This window comes from Pseudomonas sp. GW456-L12, assembly GCF_059424045.1.
In genome coordinates this window covers 189,835-207,213 of record NZ_JBWKZA010000010.1, presented here as the reverse complement: position 1 = coordinate 207,213, position 17,379 = coordinate 189,835, and the positions used below count along the sequence as shown (strand labels likewise).

The 17,379-nt window shown below is 66.1% G+C and carries 15 protein-coding genes; 3 read left to right on the top strand and 12 right to left on the bottom strand.

The window, feature by feature from the left end; all coding sequences use genetic code 11:
* Positions 1-58: 58 nt before the first annotated feature.
* The 4 genes from hpaD to AC07Y9_RS15740 all read right to left on the bottom strand — a co-directional run bounded on the left by hpaD (position 59) and on the right by AC07Y9_RS15740 (position 4,014).
* Positions 59-916: a 3,4-dihydroxyphenylacetate 2,3-dioxygenase gene (gene hpaD, locus AC07Y9_RS15755; RefSeq protein WP_087090589.1), complete on the bottom strand. Its 858-nt coding sequence runs from the start codon at positions 914-916 to the stop codon at positions 59-61.
* Positions 917-1,056: 140 nt separating this feature from the next.
* Positions 1,057-2,517, bottom strand: coding sequence for a 5-carboxymethyl-2-hydroxymuconate semialdehyde dehydrogenase (hpaE, locus tag AC07Y9_RS15750; RefSeq protein WP_102681150.1), 1,461 nt, complete (start codon positions 2,515-2,517; stop codon positions 1,057-1,059).
* The gene (locus AC07Y9_RS15745) at positions 2,518-3,318 is read right to left on the bottom strand and encodes a fumarylacetoacetate hydrolase family protein (protein ID WP_007923540.1); all 801 of its coding nucleotides are present in this window, start codon (positions 3,316-3,318) and stop codon (positions 2,518-2,520) included. It abuts the gene before it with no gap.
* 9 nt (positions 3,319-3,327) lie between these two features.
* Positions 3,328-4,014, bottom strand: coding sequence for a fumarylacetoacetate hydrolase family protein (locus AC07Y9_RS15740; protein WP_102681149.1), 687 nt, complete (start codon positions 4,012-4,014; stop codon positions 3,328-3,330).
* Positions 4,015-4,250: 236 nt separating this feature from the next.
* Between AC07Y9_RS15740 and hpaA the strand changes: the two genes are divergently transcribed.
* Positions 4,251-5,162 (top strand): 4-hydroxyphenylacetate catabolism regulatory protein HpaA, encoded by a 912-nt coding sequence (gene hpaA, locus AC07Y9_RS15735; RefSeq protein WP_102681148.1) that lies wholly within the window; start codon positions 4,251-4,253, stop codon positions 5,160-5,162.
* Positions 5,163-5,233: 71 nt separating this feature from the next.
* Positions 5,234-6,328, top strand: coding sequence for a DUF1176 domain-containing protein (locus tag AC07Y9_RS15730; RefSeq protein WP_102681147.1), 1,095 nt, complete (start codon positions 5,234-5,236; stop codon positions 6,326-6,328).
* Positions 6,329-6,334: 6 nt separating this feature from the next.
* Here AC07Y9_RS15730 and AC07Y9_RS15725 read toward each other — a convergent pair whose 3' ends face one another.
* The 6 genes from AC07Y9_RS15725 to AC07Y9_RS15700 all read right to left on the bottom strand — a co-directional run bounded on the left by AC07Y9_RS15725 (position 6,335) and on the right by AC07Y9_RS15700 (position 13,599).
* Positions 6,335-7,309, bottom strand: coding sequence for a bifunctional helix-turn-helix transcriptional regulator/GNAT family N-acetyltransferase (locus AC07Y9_RS15725; protein ID WP_102681146.1), 975 nt, complete (start codon positions 7,307-7,309; stop codon positions 6,335-6,337).
* Between the two features lie 226 nt (positions 7,310-7,535).
* Positions 7,536-9,215: a GMC family oxidoreductase gene (locus tag AC07Y9_RS15720; protein WP_102681145.1), complete on the bottom strand. Its 1,680-nt coding sequence runs from the start codon at positions 9,213-9,215 to the stop codon at positions 7,536-7,538.
* 32 nt (positions 9,216-9,247) lie between these two features.
* Positions 9,248-10,549, bottom strand: coding sequence for a carbohydrate porin (locus tag AC07Y9_RS15715; protein ID WP_102681144.1), 1,302 nt, complete (start codon positions 10,547-10,549; stop codon positions 9,248-9,250).
* Positions 10,550-10,700: 151 nt separating this feature from the next.
* Positions 10,701-11,765 carry a 2,3-butanediol dehydrogenase gene (locus AC07Y9_RS15710; protein WP_053261467.1) on the bottom strand — a complete coding sequence of 355 codons (1,065 nt, stop codon included), beginning with the start codon at positions 11,763-11,765 and terminating at the stop codon, positions 10,701-10,703.
* The gene (locus AC07Y9_RS15705; protein WP_102681143.1) at positions 11,762-13,027 is read right to left on the bottom strand and encodes an MFS transporter; all 1,266 of its coding nucleotides are present in this window, start codon (positions 13,025-13,027) and stop codon (positions 11,762-11,764) included. The genes AC07Y9_RS15710 and AC07Y9_RS15705 overlap by 4 nt, the downstream gene beginning before the upstream one ends.
* 38 nt (positions 13,028-13,065) lie before the next feature.
* Positions 13,066-13,599 (bottom strand): 2,4'-dihydroxyacetophenone dioxygenase family protein, encoded by a 534-nt coding sequence (locus tag AC07Y9_RS15700; protein ID WP_007927291.1) that lies wholly within the window; start codon positions 13,597-13,599, stop codon positions 13,066-13,068.
* 286 nt (positions 13,600-13,885) lie between these two features.
* On the opposite strand from AC07Y9_RS15700, the gene AC07Y9_RS15695 reads away from it, so the two are divergent.
* Positions 13,886-14,848: a helix-turn-helix domain-containing protein gene (locus tag AC07Y9_RS15695; RefSeq protein ID WP_102681142.1), complete on the top strand. Its 963-nt coding sequence runs from the start codon at positions 13,886-13,888 to the stop codon at positions 14,846-14,848.
* A 98-nt stretch (positions 14,849-14,946) separates the two neighbouring features.
* Here AC07Y9_RS15695 and AC07Y9_RS15690 read toward each other — a convergent pair whose 3' ends face one another.
* Positions 14,947-16,065, bottom strand: a complete 1,119-nt coding sequence (locus AC07Y9_RS15690) for a class II histone deacetylase (RefSeq protein WP_102681141.1) — start codon at positions 16,063-16,065, stop codon at positions 14,947-14,949.
* A 150-nt stretch (positions 16,066-16,215) separates the two neighbouring features.
* On the bottom strand, positions 16,216-17,379 hold the full coding sequence (locus AC07Y9_RS15685) for an MFS transporter (RefSeq protein WP_102681140.1): 1,164 nt from the start codon (positions 17,377-17,379) through the stop codon (positions 16,216-16,218).

Below are 17,379 nucleotides of genomic sequence, written 5' to 3'. Positions count from 1 at the left end.
AAGCTGCAAGCGGCAAGATAACCCTCTTGCGGCTTGTGGCTTGCAGCTTGCCGCTGCTTCAAATCTCAAAAATGGCGTTGATCTGGCCGGTGCCGGAGCTGCCGAAAGGCGCGGTGACGATTTCCGCCGGCCGGTTGTATTCGGGGCCGCCGAGCAGGCCCAGGAGCATGGCGGTGTCGTGCATCCGGCCTTCGCCGAAGCAGTGCTCGGCATAGTCCGGGAGCATCGAGCAGAACTCGCGGAAGCGCCCCTGTTGCCACAGCTCGACCACTCGCAGGTCCATCTGTTTGTCGAACTCGCGGGTCCAGTTGTGGATGTTGGCTTCGGCCTCGCGGTCGTCGGAGAAACGGTGCGACAAGGAGCCTGAGGCCAGCACCAGGACCTTGCGGTCGCTCTTCTCGATGGCCCGGCGCACCGCGGCGCCGAAGGTGAAGCTGTCTTCGAGCTTGTGCCAGGCACACCAGGCGGCGATGGAAATCACCTTGAAATGCTGCTCCGGCGGTACGTCCATGTGCATGTAGCGCATCGGCACCAGGGTGCCGTACTCCAGCTCCAGGCTGGGGATGTTGTGGGCGAGGGTGCGCACATCGGCGGCATTGGCTTGGGCGGCAATCAGCTCGCCCAGTTCCGGGCAGCCGTGGTAGTCGTAGTCCATGTTCTTGATGAAGTGCGGCAGTTCGTTGCTGGTGTAGGTGCCCTTGAAGTGCTCGCCGCAGTTGATGTGGTAACCGCTGTTGACCAGCCAGTGCACGTCGAACACCACCGCGGTGTCGGCCCCCAGCTCACGGGCGCGGCGGGCGATTTCCTTGTGCCCGGCGATCGCCGCTTCACGACAGCCGTGGTGCTTGCCCGGCAGTTCGGACAGGTACATCGATGGAACGTGGCAGACCTTGGCGGCCATGACGACTTCGCCCATGGTGCTTCTCCTGAAACATCTTATTGTTCGGCCCGTAGCCGCTGCCGCAGGCTGCGATAAGTCCCGCAGGGACTTCAAAGAGCGGCGTCTCGTTCCGAGACGAGCGCAGCCTTCGGCAGCGGCTACAGGATTGCAAAACCTTACACGCCCCAGCGCGGGATGTGGTGGCTGCCCATGGAGATACAGATGTTCTTGATCTCGGCAAACACCTCGAAGCTGTACTCGCCGCCTTCGCGGCCGGTGCCGGAGCCCTTGACCCCACCGAACGGCTGGCGCAGGTCGCGCACGTTCTGGCTGTTGATGAACACCATGCCGGCCTCGATGCCACGGGCCAGGCGATGGGCCTTGCCGATGTCCTGGGTCCAGATATAGGAGGCCAGGCCGTACTCGGTGTCGTTGGCCAGTCGCAGGGCCTCGGCCTCGTCCTTGAACGGGATCAGGCAGACCACCGGGCCGAAGATCTCTTCCTGGGCGATGCGCATCTTGTTATTGACGTCGGCGAACACCGTCGGCTGGATGAACTGGCCACGGCCCAGGTGCGCCGGCAGGTTGGCCGGGCGCTCCAGGCCACCGGCGAGGAGGGTGGCGCCTTCTTCGATGCCGATGCGGATATAGCCGGTGACCTTGTCGTAGTGGGCCTGGGTGATCATCGAGCCGACCTGGGTCTTCGGGTCCTGCGGGTCACCGACAATCAGGCGCTTGGCGCGGGCGGCGAACTCGGCGACGAACTGCGGGTACACGCTTTCCTGGACGAAGATCCGGCTGCCGGCGGTGCAGCGTTCGCCGTTGAGCGAGAAGATGGTGAACAGCGCCGCATCCAGGGCGCGCTCCAGGTCGGCGTCTTCGAAGATCAGCACCGGCGACTTGCCGCCCAGTTCCATGGAGTACTTTTTCAGCCCCGCGGTCTGCATGATCTTCTTGCCGGTGGCGGTGCCGCCGGTGAAGGAAATGGCGCGCACGTCCGGGTGGCGCACCAGGGCATCGCCGGCGGTGGCGCCATAGCCCTGGACGATGTTCAGCACACCATTGGGAATGCCGGCTTCGACCGCCAGGCGCCCCAGTTCGTTGGCGGTCAGCGGCGACAGCTCGGACATCTTCAGCACCGCCGTGTTGCCCAGCGCCAGGCACGGCGCGGTCTTCCAGGTGGCGGTCATGAACGGTACGTTCCACGGCGACACCAGGGCGCAGACGCCGACCGGCTGGTACAGGGTGTAGTTGAGCATCTGGTCGTCCACCGGATAGCTGTGGCCATCCATGCGGGTGCAGACCTCGGCGAAGAAGTCGAAGTTGTGCGAGGCGCGCGGGATCAGCACGTTCTTGGTCTGGTGGATCGGCAGGCCGGTGTCGAGGGTTTCCAGCTCCGCCAGGTGCGGCACGTTCCGGTCGATCAGCTCGCCCAGCTTGCGCATCAGCCGCGCCCGTTCCTTGGCCGGGGTGTTGGCCCATTTCGGAAAGGCTTCCTTGGCCGCCGCGACCGCCTGGGCGATTTCCCCGGCGCCGCCGCTGGCCACTTCACCGATGGCCTCGCCGGTGGCCGGGTTGTAGTTGACGAAGGTGTCTTGGCTTTCGACCTCGCGGCCGTTGATCCAGTGTTTGATCATTTATGCGTGCTCCTTGGCCGCCAGTTGCGTGTCGTGTTGTGCCTTGATCCTGAAGAACTCCGCCTCGCTGACGATGCGGTTGACCAGCCGGCCGACGCCTTCGACTTCCACCACCACTTCGTCGCCGGGCACCACGTCGGACAGGCCTTCCGGGGTGCCGGTAGCGATCATGTCGCCCGGTTGCAGGGTCATGAAGCTGGACAGGTATTCGATCAGGTAGGGGATGTCGAAGATCATGTCGCAGGTGCTGCCTTCCTGGCGCAACTCACCGTTGACCCAGGTGCGCAGCTTCAGCCGGTTCGGCTCGGGCACGTCGGCGACGTCGACTATCCACGGCCCGACCGGGGTGGTGGCGTCGCGGTTCTTCACCCGCAGGTTGGGCCGGTAGTAGTTTTCCAGGTAGTCGCGGATCGCGTAGTCGTTGCACACCGTGTAGCCGGCCAGGTAATCCAGGGCGTCCTCGCGCTTGACGTTGCGCGCGGTCTTGCCGATCACCGCCACCAGTTCGCACTCGTAGTGCATGTAGGCGACATTGTCCGGGCGCCAGGTGACCTGGTTGTGGCCGGTGTAGGTGCCGGGGGACTTGATGAACACCAGCGGCTCGGTCGGCGGCTTGAAGGCCAGTTCGGCGGCGTGGTCGGCGTAGTTCAGGCCCAGGGCGAACATGCTGCCGGTGGCCGGTGGCAGCCACTCGACCTGATCCTCGGCGAGCACGCGGCCATCGGCCAGTTTCACGCTGTTGGGCGCGTTGACCACGACCTCGTGGACCTGGCCTTGATAACGGATGCGGGCGTGTTTCATGGCGGCTCCTTATTCGGCGGCAATTTCGGCGGCTATTTCTTCAGCGACAACGTGATTGGCGAGACGGCCCAGGCCGCTGATCTCCACTTCGATGCGGTCGCCGGGCTTGACGTCGACGCGGCCTTCGGGGGTGCCGGTGATCAGCACGTCGCCCTCGTGCAGGGTCATGAACTCGCTGATTTCGGCGATCAGCTGGGGAATACCGCGCACCAGGTTGGCGGTGCTGTTGCGTTGCAGCAGTTCACCGTTGACCCACAGTTTCAGTTCCAGCTCATGGGGATCGCGTACCTGGGCCGCGGGCACCAGTTCCGGGCCGAAGGCGCAGAAACCGTCACGGCACTTGGCTTTGACGGCGGGGCGGTAGTAGCTGTCTTCCGGCAGGCTGAACTCGTTGACGATGGTGTAGCCGGCCACGTGCTGCAGGGCATTTTCCACGCTGACCCGGCTGGTGCTCTTGCCGATCACCACGCCCAGCGCCGGGCCCGGTTGCAGGCGCTCGACGCCTTGCGGATAGATCACGGCGCCGCCGTGGACATTGCGCGTGTTGGGGGTCTTGATGAACAGCACCGGCTTGACCGGTGGCTTCTGGTAGGGCGGCTGGGTGAAGGATTCCAGGTGGCTGCGCAACAGGCCCTGGTAGTTCAGCGCGACGCCGAACAGGGTGCCGGTGGCGACTTCATGCAGTGCACGGCTCATTGTGGTTTTCTCCTGAGCATCGCGGAAGACGAGGTGATTTCGTTAATGTGTTAACGTTATATTTAATATGTTAATGATCGTCAAGCGCCGGCCAGGAGCCGATTACGAACTGTCTGCCCCGTGCTGGTGAACAGGCCGCGAATCACGCAGGATGTGGGCGCTTGCCGCAGGTAAAAAATAAAAGCGCCGCGGGCGAAAATAAAAAGCACCGCGAGCGAAAAAAGAGACATGCCACCATGAGCGATCGCCAGCCGATCCCCAACATCAACATCGGCCAGGTCTACGACCAGCGCTACGCCGATTCGCAGGTGCATTACGACAAGCTGAGCAACCTGGCCGGGTTCTTCGGCCGCAACATGCCGGTGCACCGCCACGACCGGTTTTTCCAGGTGCACTACGTGAAAAGCGGCGCGGTGCGGGTCTACCTCGACGACCAGCAATACCTGGAATCGGGGCCGATGTTTTTCCTCACGCCGCCGACCATTGCCCATTCCTTCGTCACCGAGGCCGACAGCGAAGGCCACGTACTGACCGTGCGCCAGCAGCTGGTGTGGGAGCTGATCGAAGCCGACAGCCGCCTCACCAGCGGCCCCCAGGTGGCGCCGGCCTGCGTAGCCCTGGCGCGCCTGGACCCGGGGTTCGCCGGCGAGGCGCGGCGCCTGGCGCTGCTGTTCGATGAGTTGCAGGAGGAAGTCGCCGGGCAGGGCGCCGGGCATGCGCCGGCGCTGGAAGCCCTGACCCGGTTGATCCTGATCAGCCTGCTCAGGCTTTCGGCCAATTCCCTCAAGGCCCGCCCGGCGCGGCATGAAGACCTGCACATCTTCCATCGCTTCAACGAACTGATCGAAGCCCGCTACCTGGAGCATTGGCCGCTGTCGCGCTATGCCGGGCAGATCGGCGTCACCGAGGCGCGTCTCAACGATGTCTGCCGGCGCATCGCCGACCTGCCGTCGAAACGCCTGGTGTACGAGCGCCTGATGCAGGAGTCCAAGCGCCTGCTGCTGTTCACCGCCAGTTCGGTGAACGAAATCTGTTACCAGCTGGGGTTCAAGGACCCGGCGTATTTCAGCCGGTTCTTCCAGCGCTACGCGAAGATGACGCCGGGGGAATACCGGGCGCGCCAGGGCGCGGCGAAACCCTCGTCCTGAGGGCAAAAAAGCTGGGAGCGCCAGCGCGCTGCGTGGGACAATCGGCGCTTTTACCCGACAAGGAAAGTCCCATGTTGCAGCGCACCCTGATGGTTCTTTTGCTGGCCGCCAGCGCCGCCCAGGCGATGGCGCAGAGCGCCGCGGAAAAGGTGCCGTTGCTGCGCCAGACCAAGGAATGGATCACCGGCTGCGACAACCTGCGCAGTTGCCACGCCCTGAGCGCGCCCAACGGTGAGCACGGTGTGCAGTACAGCAGCCTGACCCTGCATATCCAGCGTCGCGCCGGCCCCGACGGCCCGCTGGAAATGCGCCTGGACCAGCGCGGCGAACCCGCCGAGCTGACGGCCTTGCGCCTCGACGGCCAAGCGCTGGAGCCGCAACTGCTGGATGCCCTGGTGCTGTTGCCGGAGAAGAAGGGCGCGCAGATCCAGGTCACCCGCTATGAAATCGCCGACCCGGCCCGGGCCCGCCAGTGGCTGGAACGCCTGCGCAATGCCGAGGAACTGAAGCTGGAGGGGAACGACGAAGCCCGGGTGCCATTGTCCGGGTTGTCGGCGGCGCTGCTGCTGATGGACTCGGTACAGGGCCGGGTCGATGGCGTGACGGCGCTGTGGCGGCCAGGCCAGCGTCCGGCCAGCGAGGTGCCGGCGCGGCCGCTGCCGGCTCAGCTGCGGGCTTATCCGGGGGCACCGGAACTGACGGAGGCGCAACGCACGCGGATCTCGGCGGCCGCGGTGAAATTCGCCGCGCCAGGCACGCCCAACGACGATGAAGACTTTGTGGCCGAGCCCCAGGTCGAGGTCTATCCGCTGACCGCGCAGCGGGCGTTGACGGTGGTGCTGAGCGACTGCGCGGCCTACAACTGCGACTACCTGATCAGCAGCTGGTCGCGCGGCAACCCGCCGCAGCTCAAGGAATTGCGCCGGCAAGCCTTGCCCATGAACAACGCGGACGGTTCGGGCGGCGCCCACTACGATCCCAAGACCGGGGTGCTGACCACCTTCTATCTGGCGCGCGGCATCGGCGACTGCGGTGAAACCGGGCGCTGGCTGTTCGACGGTGAAAGCTTCCAGCTCAGCGATTACCGGCAGATGCCGACCTGCAATGGCTTGTCCTCCGAAGACTGGCCGCGGCTGTGGAACATCGCGCCGCCGGCCAGCCGCTGAGGCGTTTCAGGCCAGGCCGGGATGGCGGCGCGCGAACTTCTGTTCCAGCACGGTCTTGCCCCATTGCGCCGCGGGCTGTTCCTCCACCAGCTGGAAGCCGAAGGCTTCGTACAGGTGCCGGGCGGCGTCCAGGCCGCTGAAGGTCCACAGATAGCAGGTGGTTGCCCGCACCCGGTCGCAATGCTCCAGCGCCGCCTTGAGCAGCAGGCGGCCGGTGCCGGTGCCACGGGCCGCCTCGTCGAGGATAAACCAGCGCAGATGGGCGACTCTGTCGGCCTGAGGGCGATCCGCGGTGTCGCCGAGGTCGATGGCGATCGAGCCGACGATCTGCTCGTCCAGCACCGCCAGCCAGACGCCGTTATCGGGGTTGTCCAGGCGCTCGCTGAACTCCGCGAGGCCCGCCGCGACGCGCTGTTCAAAGAACTGCCCGAAACCCACCAGGCGTGAGTAGTAATGCGCATGCAGCTCGGTGATGCGGCCGATCATGCCCGGCCGATAGCCAGGCTGCACGGTCGGGGTGGCCGCGGCGATCTGCGCATGGCCCAGGCGGCAGGCCTGCAGCGCCTGGCCATAACTGCGCAGTCCGGCGACCACTTGGCTTTGCTCCCGTGGCGCCAGCAGGCGCAGCGCCTGTTGCACCTGGGCGCTGCCGAAGGCATGGAGCGCGGCGACCTGTTTGCGCCCGCTGGCGGTCAGGCCCAGGTGCTTTTCCCGGGCATCGGTGGGGCTGGGGCTTTCCTGGATATCGCCGCGCTCGATGAGCTTGCCCAGCAGGCGGCTGACCGAGGACTTTTCCAAATTCAGGGTCTTGCCCAACTGGGCGGCGGTGAGCGGGGCGTGCAGGTCGAGTTCGATCAGCGCATGCACCGCCGAGGGCGGCAGATCGGAGCCGGCCAGGGTAGCGCCCATAAAGCCCAGCTCGCGCACCAGTTTGCGCGATTCATTGCGGATCTGATCCACCAGCGGCGAAGGGGAGGACATGGCGAGGCTCCATATATTGTTGTATCGTGCAACTATATGTCCGCCCGATGGCAAAATCCATAGGGACGCGGGCGCCTGGGTCAACACCGATCAGTCAAGCGCAGGTGATCCCCTGTAGGAGCGAAGCTTGCTCGCGATAGGCTTGAGGGCGCCGCGTTTATCCAATCTGTACGCGTTATCGTTAACGACCATCGCGAGCAAGCTTCGCTCCTACAGGGGCTGTCTTTCAGCCAATGGCCAGCGTGGATGCCTGTTGCTCCAGGCGAGCAGGGATCTGAATGATTGGCGCCGCTTTACCCAGCAGCAGGTCCGCGGCCTTTTCGCCGATCATGATCGCCGCCGCGTTGGTGTTGCCGGTGGTCAGGCTCGGCATGATCGACGCGTCGGCCACCCGCAGGCCCTGCACGCCGTGGACCCGCAACTGGTCGTCGACCACCGCCTGGGCGTCATGGCCCATCTTGCAGGTGCCGACCGGGTGGAACACGGTGCCCAGGCTGTCGCGAATCCACTGCTCGATCTGCGCCTGGCTCTCGACCTGCGGGCCGGGCACCAGCTCGCCCTTGAGACGCCGGGAGAAGGCCTGGCTCGCCGCCAGCTGGCGCACCAGGCGCACGCCCGCCACCAGCTTGCGCAGGTCTTCCGGGTGGCTGAGGAAGTTGCTGTCGATGATCGGCTTGTCATGGGGATCGGCGCAATTGAGCCGGACCTGGCCACGGCTGTGCGGGTGCATCACGGCGATGTGCAGGCTGACCCCATGGCCCAGCGGCACCAGGCGCTGGGGCTGGTTTTTCAGCGCCGGGGCGACGATCAGGCCCAGCTCCGGGGCGGCGTCCTCGGGGTGCAGGCGCAGGAAACCGCCGGACTCCACGGTGTTGGAGGTCAGCGGGCCGCTGCGCCGGCTCAGGTACTGCCAGGGCGCACGGGCCAGGGGCAGCAGGCCTTTGGCCGACACGCCGTAGGTCAGCTCGCTGTCGCAGCGGTACATCAGCACCACGTCCTGATGGTCTTGCAGGTTGTGGCCGACTCCCGGTAGTTCATGGCGCTGGGCGATGCCATGGCGCGCCAGTTCCTCGGTCGGGCCGATGCCGGAGAGCAACAACAGTTGCGGCGAGTTGATCGCCCCGGCGCTGAGGATCACTTCGCGCCGGGCCTGGAGCTGGAACACCGTACCATCCTGGCTGACCTCGACGCCACAGGCGCGATTGCCCTCCAGCAACACGCGGTGGGTCAGGGTCGAGCTCAGGACGGTGAGGTTGGGCCGCGACAGCGCCGGGTACAGGAAGGCCCGCGCGGCGCTGCAACGCTCGCCGTTGATCTGGGTGACGTGGAAGGGGCCGTAGCCTTCCTGTTCCTCGCCGTTGAAGTCCGGGTTGTAGCGCCAGCCCAGTTCCTGGGCGGCCTGGTAGAACACCTCATTGATAGGGCTCGGGCTGCGTTGCGCGGCGACGTTGAGTTCGCCGCCCTGGCCGTGCCAGGGCGAGGCGCCGGGCTCGAAATGCTCCGAGCGCAGGAAGTACGGCAGCAGTTCGTCGTAGCTCCAGCCCTGGTTGCCGGCCGCCGCCCAGCGGTCGTAGTCGCTGCGGTGGCCGCGGATGTAGATCATGCCGTTGATCGCGCTGGAGCCGCCCCAGAGCCGGCCGCGGGGGCAGGGGATCGGGCGCTCGCCACTGGCGGCCTGGGCGCTGAACTGATGCATCCAGTTCCACTTCGGGTTGGCGATCAGGCGGATGATGCCCGCCGGGGTGCGCACATAGGCGCCGGGAAACAGGCTGCGGTCGCTGGGGCCGGCTTCGATCAGGCAGACGCTGAGCTGCGGGTCGGCGGACAGCCGGTTGGCCAGCACGCAACCGGCCGAGCCGGCCCCGACCACGATGTAGTCGAACGAACGTGGGGCAGAGTCAGTCATGGGAGATACCTCGTTGGCAGTGAAAAGCAGGTTTACAGCCCCAGCGCCGCGCCGACGTCGTACATGACTTGCAGGCCGACGACAAAACCGTTGCCGCTGAGCTCGCGGGCCTCGGGGTTGTAGAAGTTGTCCGGGTTGATCAGGTACTGCACGCTGGGTTCGAGCGCCAGGTGCCGGGTCAGGGCTAAGTGGCCGTTGGCCTCGATGGCGTACACGTTGCGTTCGCCCAGGCGGTGGTCGCCGCCGTTGGCGATCCGCGCCTGTTGCTGGAAGCGCAGTTGGTGGTCGTTGAGGCGCAGGTAGCTGGCCTTGAGGTTGAGCTTGTCCTGGGCGCGGTCGAAGGGCGCCAGGTAAGTCAGGCCGATCTCGGCGAAATGGCTGAAGGGCTGCTTGTCGTCGGCCGCCAGGGACAGCGAACCGAACGCCAGCAGCGCCTGGGGCGCGGTGCCCTGGCCGCCGTCGGCCCGCCAGAAGCCTTGCTGGAACTTGAAGAAGGCGCCACCGGTGCCGTGCTCGCTGGCACCGGTCAGCGGGTCGTGCTGGTTGGCGGTGTTGTAGTAGCCGTTGAGTTCGTAGTGGGCGCTGTAGGCGCCGTCGTGCTTGCTGCCGATGCCCAGCAGCAGGCTGGTGCCGCTGGCGTCGTCGGTGCTGAAGTCCAGGCCCTTGCGTTTTTTCAGGTAGTCCACCGGGTTCGATTCGAAGGCCCCGGCATGCACATAGAACCCCGGCGTCGGCTGGTACTTCAGGTAGCCGCCCCAGCTGCCGTAGGGCGGCGGCAGGATGCCGGTGGACGAATCGATGATCGGGTCGTTGCAGGTGACCACGGTTTCGCAGTTGTAGATATAGAAGTAGCGCCGCGCGTTGGTGCGCCCCAGGCTCATGTCGAGCTGGCCGTCGAGCCAGGTCTGCTGGTAGGTCAGCAGGCTCAGCTGGTTGCTGGTGATGTCGTTGTGGATCGGCGCGCCGGCGAAATAGCTGCCGGCGGCGCCTTGCCAGTTGCGCGAGGTCGGCTGGCCGGTGGCGGTGTCGAGGATGAAGAAGGTTTCCTCGAAATGAACGGCCGCGCCTTCGAGGCCGGCGAGGGTATCGAGGTCGAAGTCGGCGCCGACGAACAGGTCGCCGCTGTTGCCGAAGCTGTGTTGCCGCGGACCGGTGTCGAGGTTGTTCATCGACAGGCTCCAGAACTGCACATGGGGTCGGATGCCGTAGCCGGCCAGTTGCTCGCCGAGCCCGGCCAGCGGGCCTTCGCGGTTGGGTGCTGGAGTCCCGGCGTGGCACAACGGGGTGAACAGCGCCGCCGTCAGCAGCGGGCACAGCAGGAGAGTGCTTTTCATGGTCGATACTCGTTTCTTGTTGTTTTTGTGAGTAGCCGCTGCCGAAGGCTGCGATCGGACGCGCAGCGTTCGCCAACGGGTTACCAGGGTGCTGCCGATTGCGCTGGCGAGGACTGCGTCCTCGATCGCAGCCTGCGGCAGCGGCTACAGGTCATGCCTTGGCCAGTTCGGGGTTGGGATTGACCAGCACCTTGATCTGGCTCTTGTCCCGCAGCAGTGCCTCGAAGCCATGCTCCACGGCCTGGTCCAGGGTCACGCAGCGGGTCACGGCGCGGGTCAGGTCCAGGCGGCCGCTGGCCAGCAGCTCGATCAGCGGTGGGTAGGCGTTGCGATAGCCCACGCTGCCGAGCAGGCGCAGTTCGTGGTTGACCAGGTGGAAGGCATCGACGCTGACCTCGCCCATCAGGCCCACCAGCACCACCTCGCCGCCCTTGCGCAGCGAGTGCAGGGCCAGGCTCAGGGTCTGCTGGCTGCCGGCGGCCTCGAAGGCCGTGTCGACGCCACCACCGCTCAGTTCGTGCAGGCGTTGCGACAGGTCGGCGGCGTGGCCATCGAGCACTTCCTGGGCGCCGAAGTCGCGGGCCAGCCGCCGGCGTTCCGGGCTGATGTCCACGGCGAAGATCCGCTCCACGCCGCGCAAGCGCGCCAGCAGGATCAAGAGCAGGCCTATAGGGCCGAGGCCGAACACCACGCAGCTGTCGCCGGCCAGCAGGCTGCTCTGGTTCAGCGCGTGAAAGGCCACCGCCGCCGGCTCCAGCACCGCGGCCTGCTTGAAACTCACCGAATCCGGCAGCGGGTGCAGCATGTACGCCGGCACCAGCACCTGTTCGGCGAAACCGCCGTCGCCCATCAGGCCGATAAACCCCATGGACTGGCAGAGGTTGTACTGGCCGACGCGGCAGTACTGGCAATCGCCGCAGCGATACTCCGGCTCCACCGCCACCCGGCTGCCGACCCGGACCCGGTCGACGCCCGCGCCCACCGCCAGGACCTGGCCGCAGAACTCGTGGCCGAGGGTCAGCGGCGCGCGGCAACCGGACAGCGGGTGGGGCACCTGTTGTGGAATCGAGTGCGGGCCGTCGGCGTATTCGTGCAGGTCGCTGCCGCAGATGCCGCAGTAGGCCACCTTGACCAGCACCTCGCCCGGGCCGGGCTGCGGCAGTTGCAGATCGCTCAGGCGCAGGTCGCGGGCGGCATGCCAACGCAATGCTTTCATGGCTGGTTTCCTTGCAGGACAGGAGAGGGGGAAGGTTCGGCGCGGCGGCCGCGTGCCAGGACCGCCGGCGCGGTTTCCTTGAGGAACAGTGCCAGCAGCGCCGCCAGCAGGGCGCCGCCGCAGGAGATCCACATGACGATGGACAGGCCGAAACGGTCGGCGGCAAAGCCGGCGATGGTTGGCGAGACAAAACCGCCCACCAGCTCGCCGATGCCCATGATCATGCCCAGGGCGGTGGCCATGACCTCACGGGGCACGGTTTCCGCCGGGATGGTCGCCATGAACAGGGTGAAGCAGCCCAGGCCCGTGTAGGTCAGCAGCATCAGCACGCCCATCAGCAGCGGGCTGTTGGCGTAGAGCAGGGCGATCGGGCAGCAGGCGGCGATCAGCGAGAACAGCACCAGGGTCGGGCGACGGCCGAAACGGTCGGAAATCGCCGCCACGCCGAAGCCCCACAGCACCCAGGCGCCGCCCAGGCAACTCATCACCGTGCCCATGCTCGCCGGGCTGTAGCCGCGGACCTTGACCAGGAAGGTCGGGGTGAAGGAAATGAGGATCACGAACCAGGTGAGGAACACGCAGCTGATCAGGGTGCAGAGCACGATGTTGCGGCTTTTCAGCAGGGCCAGGCGGTTGACCGGAGCAGCAGGAGCGTTGTCCGTGATCGGTGCCGCCGGCGCGTCGTTGCGCACATAGCGCCAGATCAGCAGGGCGATCAGCAGCCCGGGGATCAGCGAGACGATAAAGGCATGGCGCCAGCCGTAGGCTTCGGCCAGGGCGATCAGCACCGGCGGGCCGATCACCGCGCCCAGCAGCCCGGCCGCCGAGCCTTGCAGCAAGCCCATGTTCAGGCCCCGGCGATGGGGCGAGGAGGCCTCCACCATCAGCGATTGCGAGAGCGGCAGGATCGGCCCTTCGGCCAGGCCCATGATGCCGCGGAACAGCAGCAGGCTGAGAAAACCGGTGACCAGCCCCGACAGCGCCGAGCACAGGGAAAACAGGATCACCGCGACGATCAGCAGCGGCTTGCGCTTGCCACGGCGGTCCGACCAGGCCCCAACCAGCGCGCCGGACACCGCCCAGGCCAGGGCCAGGATCGACGACAGCATGCCCAGGTGGCTGTTGCTCAGTTGCAGCTCGTCGGCCATGAAGGGGAACAGGAAGGACAGGGCCAGGCGATCGAAAAAGACGAAGCCGAACGTCAGGAACAGCACGCCCAGCAGGATGTTCTCGTAACCGGCTTTATTGTTGTTGTAAGCCATGGTCGTTCTCCGCGGGAGGGACAGGTGAAGTCGAGACTTCAGCGAAACAGCGTGTCGATATAGGCCGCGCCGAGGCCGATCTTTTCGTAGTGCGCGCGGCACAGGGCGATGTAGGAGTGCACGTCGAAGTAACCGTCCGGCTCGCCCTGTTCGTCGAGCCAGATCAGCGGGCCCTTGACGATGAAAAACGCGCGCATCGGTTGCTCGTGCTCGTAGGCCACCAGGGTGTGGCCTTCGCCCGGGGTCTCGTAGACGAAGTCGCCGGCGGTGGCGGTCCAGTCGTGCTCCAGGTAGCCCCACTTGCCGGACAGGGTGTAGGCGAACACTTCGTGGGGGTGGTAATGCCGGTTCACCAGGCCGGCGCTGCTGGCCATGAGGATGTCGCACCAGCGGTTCTCGCTCGGCGAGATCCACAGCGGCCGCGAGGACACGGTTTCGGTGAAGGGCACATACAGCTTCAGGTCGTCGCTGGCGGCATTGGGCAGGTAGACCTCGGGCTTGGCGTCCGGCTTGAAGCAATTGGCGATCGGTTGCAGGTCTTTCCAGAATTCACGGCGGGCGGCTTCGGGCATGGTCGGCCTCTATTCGTTGTGGGAGTCGAGGCGACTTTAGGCGCGGCGCGCGGGCGGGGTTTTATCCAATCGGACGGGATTGTTGACTGGATCGGACGAGACTTTTCCTACAGGCTTCAGGGACGCCGTTTACCCTGGCAATCGACTTGTGCCCACTGCGTTTCACGTTGACAGGGCATAAGCTTCATATGTTAATGAATCGCCGCGAGCGCCACCTGTCGCGGCCTCGGAATCCGGTCACTGCCTTGCCGACCGGGAATGCTTCCTAGCCATGAGAAGAATAAAAATGTCTCCATGCGCCTTGCTCGAAACCCGGCATGCCTGCACCCAGAGCATCGCCCTGGATCAGCGGCTGGCCTTCTGGGAGGACTACAACGCCTCCACCCTGGTCGGCCTCAAATGCACTTCCTTTTGTGAGAGCGGTTTTGCCGCCAGCCAGGACAACCTGCAGCTGGAGGGCATGCGCCTGGCGCGGATCGAGGGCAACGAGCACGTAGTCGAGCGTGACAACTCGATGATCCGCGCGGTGCCCAAGGAGTCTGTGTTCGTGTCCTTCGTCACCGGCAGCGGCTCGTTCTTCTATCAGGATGGCGCCTGCCAGTTGCTCGAACCGGGCGAGCTGATCGTCTACCGCACCGACAAACCCTATCTGTTCGGGTTCTCCGGGCCGATGCGCCAGTTCATTTTCGACATTCCCCAGGCGTTGTTCGCCGAGCGCTGCCTCAAGCGTTTCGACCGTCCGCTGAAGATTGGCGGGCAAAGCGGCGTGCAGCGCCTGTTGCTGCGCACCCTGGGCGAGCGCACCGGAGGCTTTTTCCAGCAGCCGCTGAGCGAGGACGCCGAGAGTTATCAGAACCAGGCGCTGGAGCTGTTGGCCAGCCTGATCGCCGGGCAGGCGGGAGAGCGGCGGATCAATGCCCTGAGCGCGTCCTATCTGCTGGCGGCCAAGCAGTGCATCAGCGAACAGCTGGCCGACCCTGGCCTGAGTTGCGAGCGGGTGGCCGCGCAGACCGGCATTTCCCCACGGCACCTGAGCCGCCTGTTCGCCCTGGAAGACAGTCAGCCCAGCCGCTTTATCCTGGAAAAACGCCTGCAACAGGCCCATGACCTGCTGAGCAGCCCACGGGGAGCCGGCCTGGATATCGGCGAAATCGCCTACCGTCATGGCTTCACCAGCCAGGCCCACTTCGCCCGGGCGTTCAAGGCCCATTACGGCCAGACCCCAAGCGAAGTCCGCAAACCCCTGTAGCCGCTGCCGCAGGCTGCGATAGGTCCGAAGGACCTCCAGCGTCCGAGAGATCGCAGCGCCCGTTCCGGTCGATCGCAGCCTGCGGCAGCGGCTACAGGTCAGTGGTCGTTGAGGAAGGTTTGTGCCAGATCGTCGATCAGTTGGCGTTGAAAGGCCTGGAACCGGGGATTGGGCTGCTGCAGCTGCACGAACTCCAGCATCGGGTCGGTCACCGCGGTCCTGACGCCGGCCAGCTCCTCGACCGTCGCCAGCCCGCAGAAGGGCACATAGGCCTCGGAATAACCACCTTCATGCACCAGCACCAGGCGGCCCTGGCACAGGCGCTCGGCGGCTTCGCGCACCTGGCGGGTCATGGCGCGGAACGAGTCGCTGTGCAGCAGCATCCGCGCCAGCGGGTCGACCGCGTTGGCGTCGTAGCCGCAGGCAACGATGATCAGCTCCGGCTCGAAGCGCTCCAGGGCCGGGATCACGATGCGTTGCAGGGCATGCAGGTATGCATCGTGGCCGCTGCCGGGCAGCAGCGGGATATTGAGGTTGGCCCCCAGCCCGGCGCCGCGGCCACGGTCCTGTTCGCCGCTGTAGCCGGGCGGGAAGCAGCCGTCCTGATGCAGGGAAAGGGTCAGCACATCGCCGCGCTCCTCGAAGATCGACTGGGTGCCGTTGCCGTGGTGCACGTCCCAGTCGATCACCGCGACCTTGCCCAGGCCGCGCCTGGCCTTGGCCGCCTCGATGGCGATGGCGATATTGGCCAGGAAGCAGAAGCCCATGGCGCCGTCGGCCAGGCAATGGTGCCCCGGCGGACGCGACAGCGAGTAGGCGTTGTCGGCTTCGCCGCCGAGCACCGCGTCCACCGCGGCGATGGCCAGGCCGGCGGAGAGCCGGGCGATTTCGTAGCTGCCCGGGCCGATCGGCGCTTGCGGGCCGAGTTCGCCGCCACCGGACTCGCTCAGGGCCTTGAAGCGTTGCAGGTACTCGGCGCTGTGCACCCGCAGCAGGTCCTCCTCGGTGGCGGTCGTGGCGCTGCGCACCAGCAGGTGGCGGGTCAGGCCGGAGACGTCCAGCAGGCTTTTCAGGCGGCGCTTGGTTTCCGGCGATTCGGCGTGCCCGGCCGCGGCGGGCGGTTGCACCCAGCCGCCCACCGGCAGCGTCAGCGCATGCAGCCCGGCGCTGTGCCAGAGGCTGAGTTCATCGAAGAAAAACGCGGTTTTACGGGTCATGGGCATATCCATCTATGGGGCGAAAATTTGTAGCCGCTGCCGCAGGCTGCGATCGACCGGAACGGTCGCTGCGATCTTCCGGGCGCCAGAGGTCCTTCGGACTTATCGCAGCCTTCGGCAGCGGCTACAGGGGGTCAGGGGCTCAGGCGTTCAGGTGCCGCGCCGGCAGCCGAGGATCAGCGCCAACGACAGCAGGGTCAGGCCGGCCCCGCCGATCAGCAGGGGCTGGAAGCCACCGGTGCTTTCGATCAACCGCCCGGCCAGCGCGGGGCCGATGGCCAGGCCGCCGCCGATCACCAGGTTGGAGGCGTTCATCAGCTTGCCGGAGCGGTCGAGGTCGGCCAGGCAGGCGAGGATCAGCGGCAGGATGAAGGTCCAGGTGAACTTGAAGACCAGGGCGGCGAGGGCGAAGCGCGCCAGGGGCGGCGCGCCCAGCAGCAACAGCACCGAGCCGGCCATCAGGCTGTAGCCGAACAGCAGCAACAGCAGGCGCGGCAGGCGATTGCCGATCAGCGAGGCGCAGCCGGCACCGACGATGCCCATGACCGTGGCGACGGCCAGCAGCTCGCCGCTGGCTTGCGCGGAGATGCCGGCCTTGGCGCTGATCGAACCGATAAAGGTCCAGACCCCGCTGAGGCTGATATAGAAGCCAAGGATGCCGAGAATGCCGCACAGGGCCTTCCACTTCGGCGCGGCGGCTGCCTGCCCCGCGGTTTTTTCCGGGGGCGGCGCGCCCTGGGGAAAGTAGCGCGCCAGGGGCAGGCACAGGCTCATCAGCAGCGCCAGCAGCAGGTAGCAGGCCGCCAGGCCGTAATGCTCGAACAACCGCGGCAGAATGCTCAGGCCGATTGCCCCGACCACCAGTTGGCCCATGACCCACAGGCCGTAGGTCCGGCTGGGGTTGGCGGTGGAGGCGGCGCTGGACAGGCAGATGATCATCAGCGAACCGCCGGCCAGGGCACTGCAGAAACGCAGGGCCAGCAGCGCGCCATAACCCTGGGCCCAGATCGACAGCAGGTTAGTGACTATGAACAGCGCCCCGGCCAGTAGCGCCGCGCGGCGCCAGTCGACGCGCTTGAGCCACCAGAAGGCGGGCAGGGTGGCCAGGCTCATGGCCCCCAGTTCAGTGGAGAACAGGTCGCCGATCTGCGACGGGCTCAGTTGCCATTGGCTGGCCAGTTGCGCGGCCACCGCCGGGGCGGTCATGAGGATGGTCGGGGTGATGGCGGCGAACAGCACGATGGCCGCCAGCAAAGCCAGGGATGAAGCGGTGTGCGGCTGGGCGCCGGGGAACGCCTGGCTTTTGTCGATCAT

What these genes read in the sequence shown, in the direction of transcription:
- hpaD (WP_087090589.1), bottom strand. Translation starts at nt 916, where the DNA reads ATGGGCGAAGTCGTCATGGCCGCCAAGGTCTGCCACGTTCCATCGATG.
- hpaE (WP_102681150.1), bottom strand. Translation starts at nt 2,517, where the DNA reads ATGATCAAACACTGGATCAACGGCCGCGAGGTCGAAAGCCAAGACACC.
- AC07Y9_RS15745 (WP_007923540.1), bottom strand. Translation starts at nt 3,318, where the DNA reads ATGAAACACGCCCGCATCCGTTATCAAGGCCAGGTCCACGAGGTCGTG.
- AC07Y9_RS15740 (WP_102681149.1), bottom strand. Translation starts at nt 4,014, where the DNA reads ATGAGCCGTGCACTGCATGAAGTCGCCACCGGCACCCTGTTCGGCGTC.
- hpaA (WP_102681148.1), top strand. Translation starts at nt 4,251, where the DNA reads ATGAGCGATCGCCAGCCGATCCCCAACATCAACATCGGCCAGGTCTAC.
- AC07Y9_RS15730 (WP_102681147.1), top strand. Translation starts at nt 5,234, where the DNA reads ATGTTGCAGCGCACCCTGATGGTTCTTTTGCTGGCCGCCAGCGCCGCC.
- AC07Y9_RS15725 (WP_102681146.1), bottom strand. Translation starts at nt 7,309, where the DNA reads ATGTCCTCCCCTTCGCCGCTGGTGGATCAGATCCGCAATGAATCGCGC.
- AC07Y9_RS15720 (WP_102681145.1), bottom strand. Translation starts at nt 9,215, where the DNA reads ATGACTGACTCTGCCCCACGTTCGTTCGACTACATCGTGGTCGGGGCC.
- AC07Y9_RS15715 (WP_102681144.1), bottom strand. Translation starts at nt 10,549, where the DNA reads ATGAAAAGCACTCTCCTGCTGTGCCCGCTGCTGACGGCGGCGCTGTTC.
- AC07Y9_RS15710 (WP_053261467.1), bottom strand. Translation starts at nt 11,765, where the DNA reads ATGAAAGCATTGCGTTGGCATGCCGCCCGCGACCTGCGCCTGAGCGAT.
- AC07Y9_RS15705 (WP_102681143.1), bottom strand. Translation starts at nt 13,027, where the DNA reads ATGGCTTACAACAACAATAAAGCCGGTTACGAGAACATCCTGCTGGGC.
- AC07Y9_RS15700 (WP_007927291.1), bottom strand. Translation starts at nt 13,599, where the DNA reads ATGCCCGAAGCCGCCCGCCGTGAATTCTGGAAAGACCTGCAACCGATC.
- AC07Y9_RS15695 (WP_102681142.1), top strand. Translation starts at nt 13,886, where the DNA reads ATGTCTCCATGCGCCTTGCTCGAAACCCGGCATGCCTGCACCCAGAGC.
- AC07Y9_RS15690 (WP_102681141.1), bottom strand. Translation starts at nt 16,065, where the DNA reads ATGACCCGTAAAACCGCGTTTTTCTTCGATGAACTCAGCCTCTGGCAC.
- AC07Y9_RS15685 (WP_102681140.1), bottom strand. Translation starts at nt 17,379, where the DNA reads ATGATCGACAAAAGCCAGGCGTTCCCCGGCGCCCAGCCGCACACCGCT.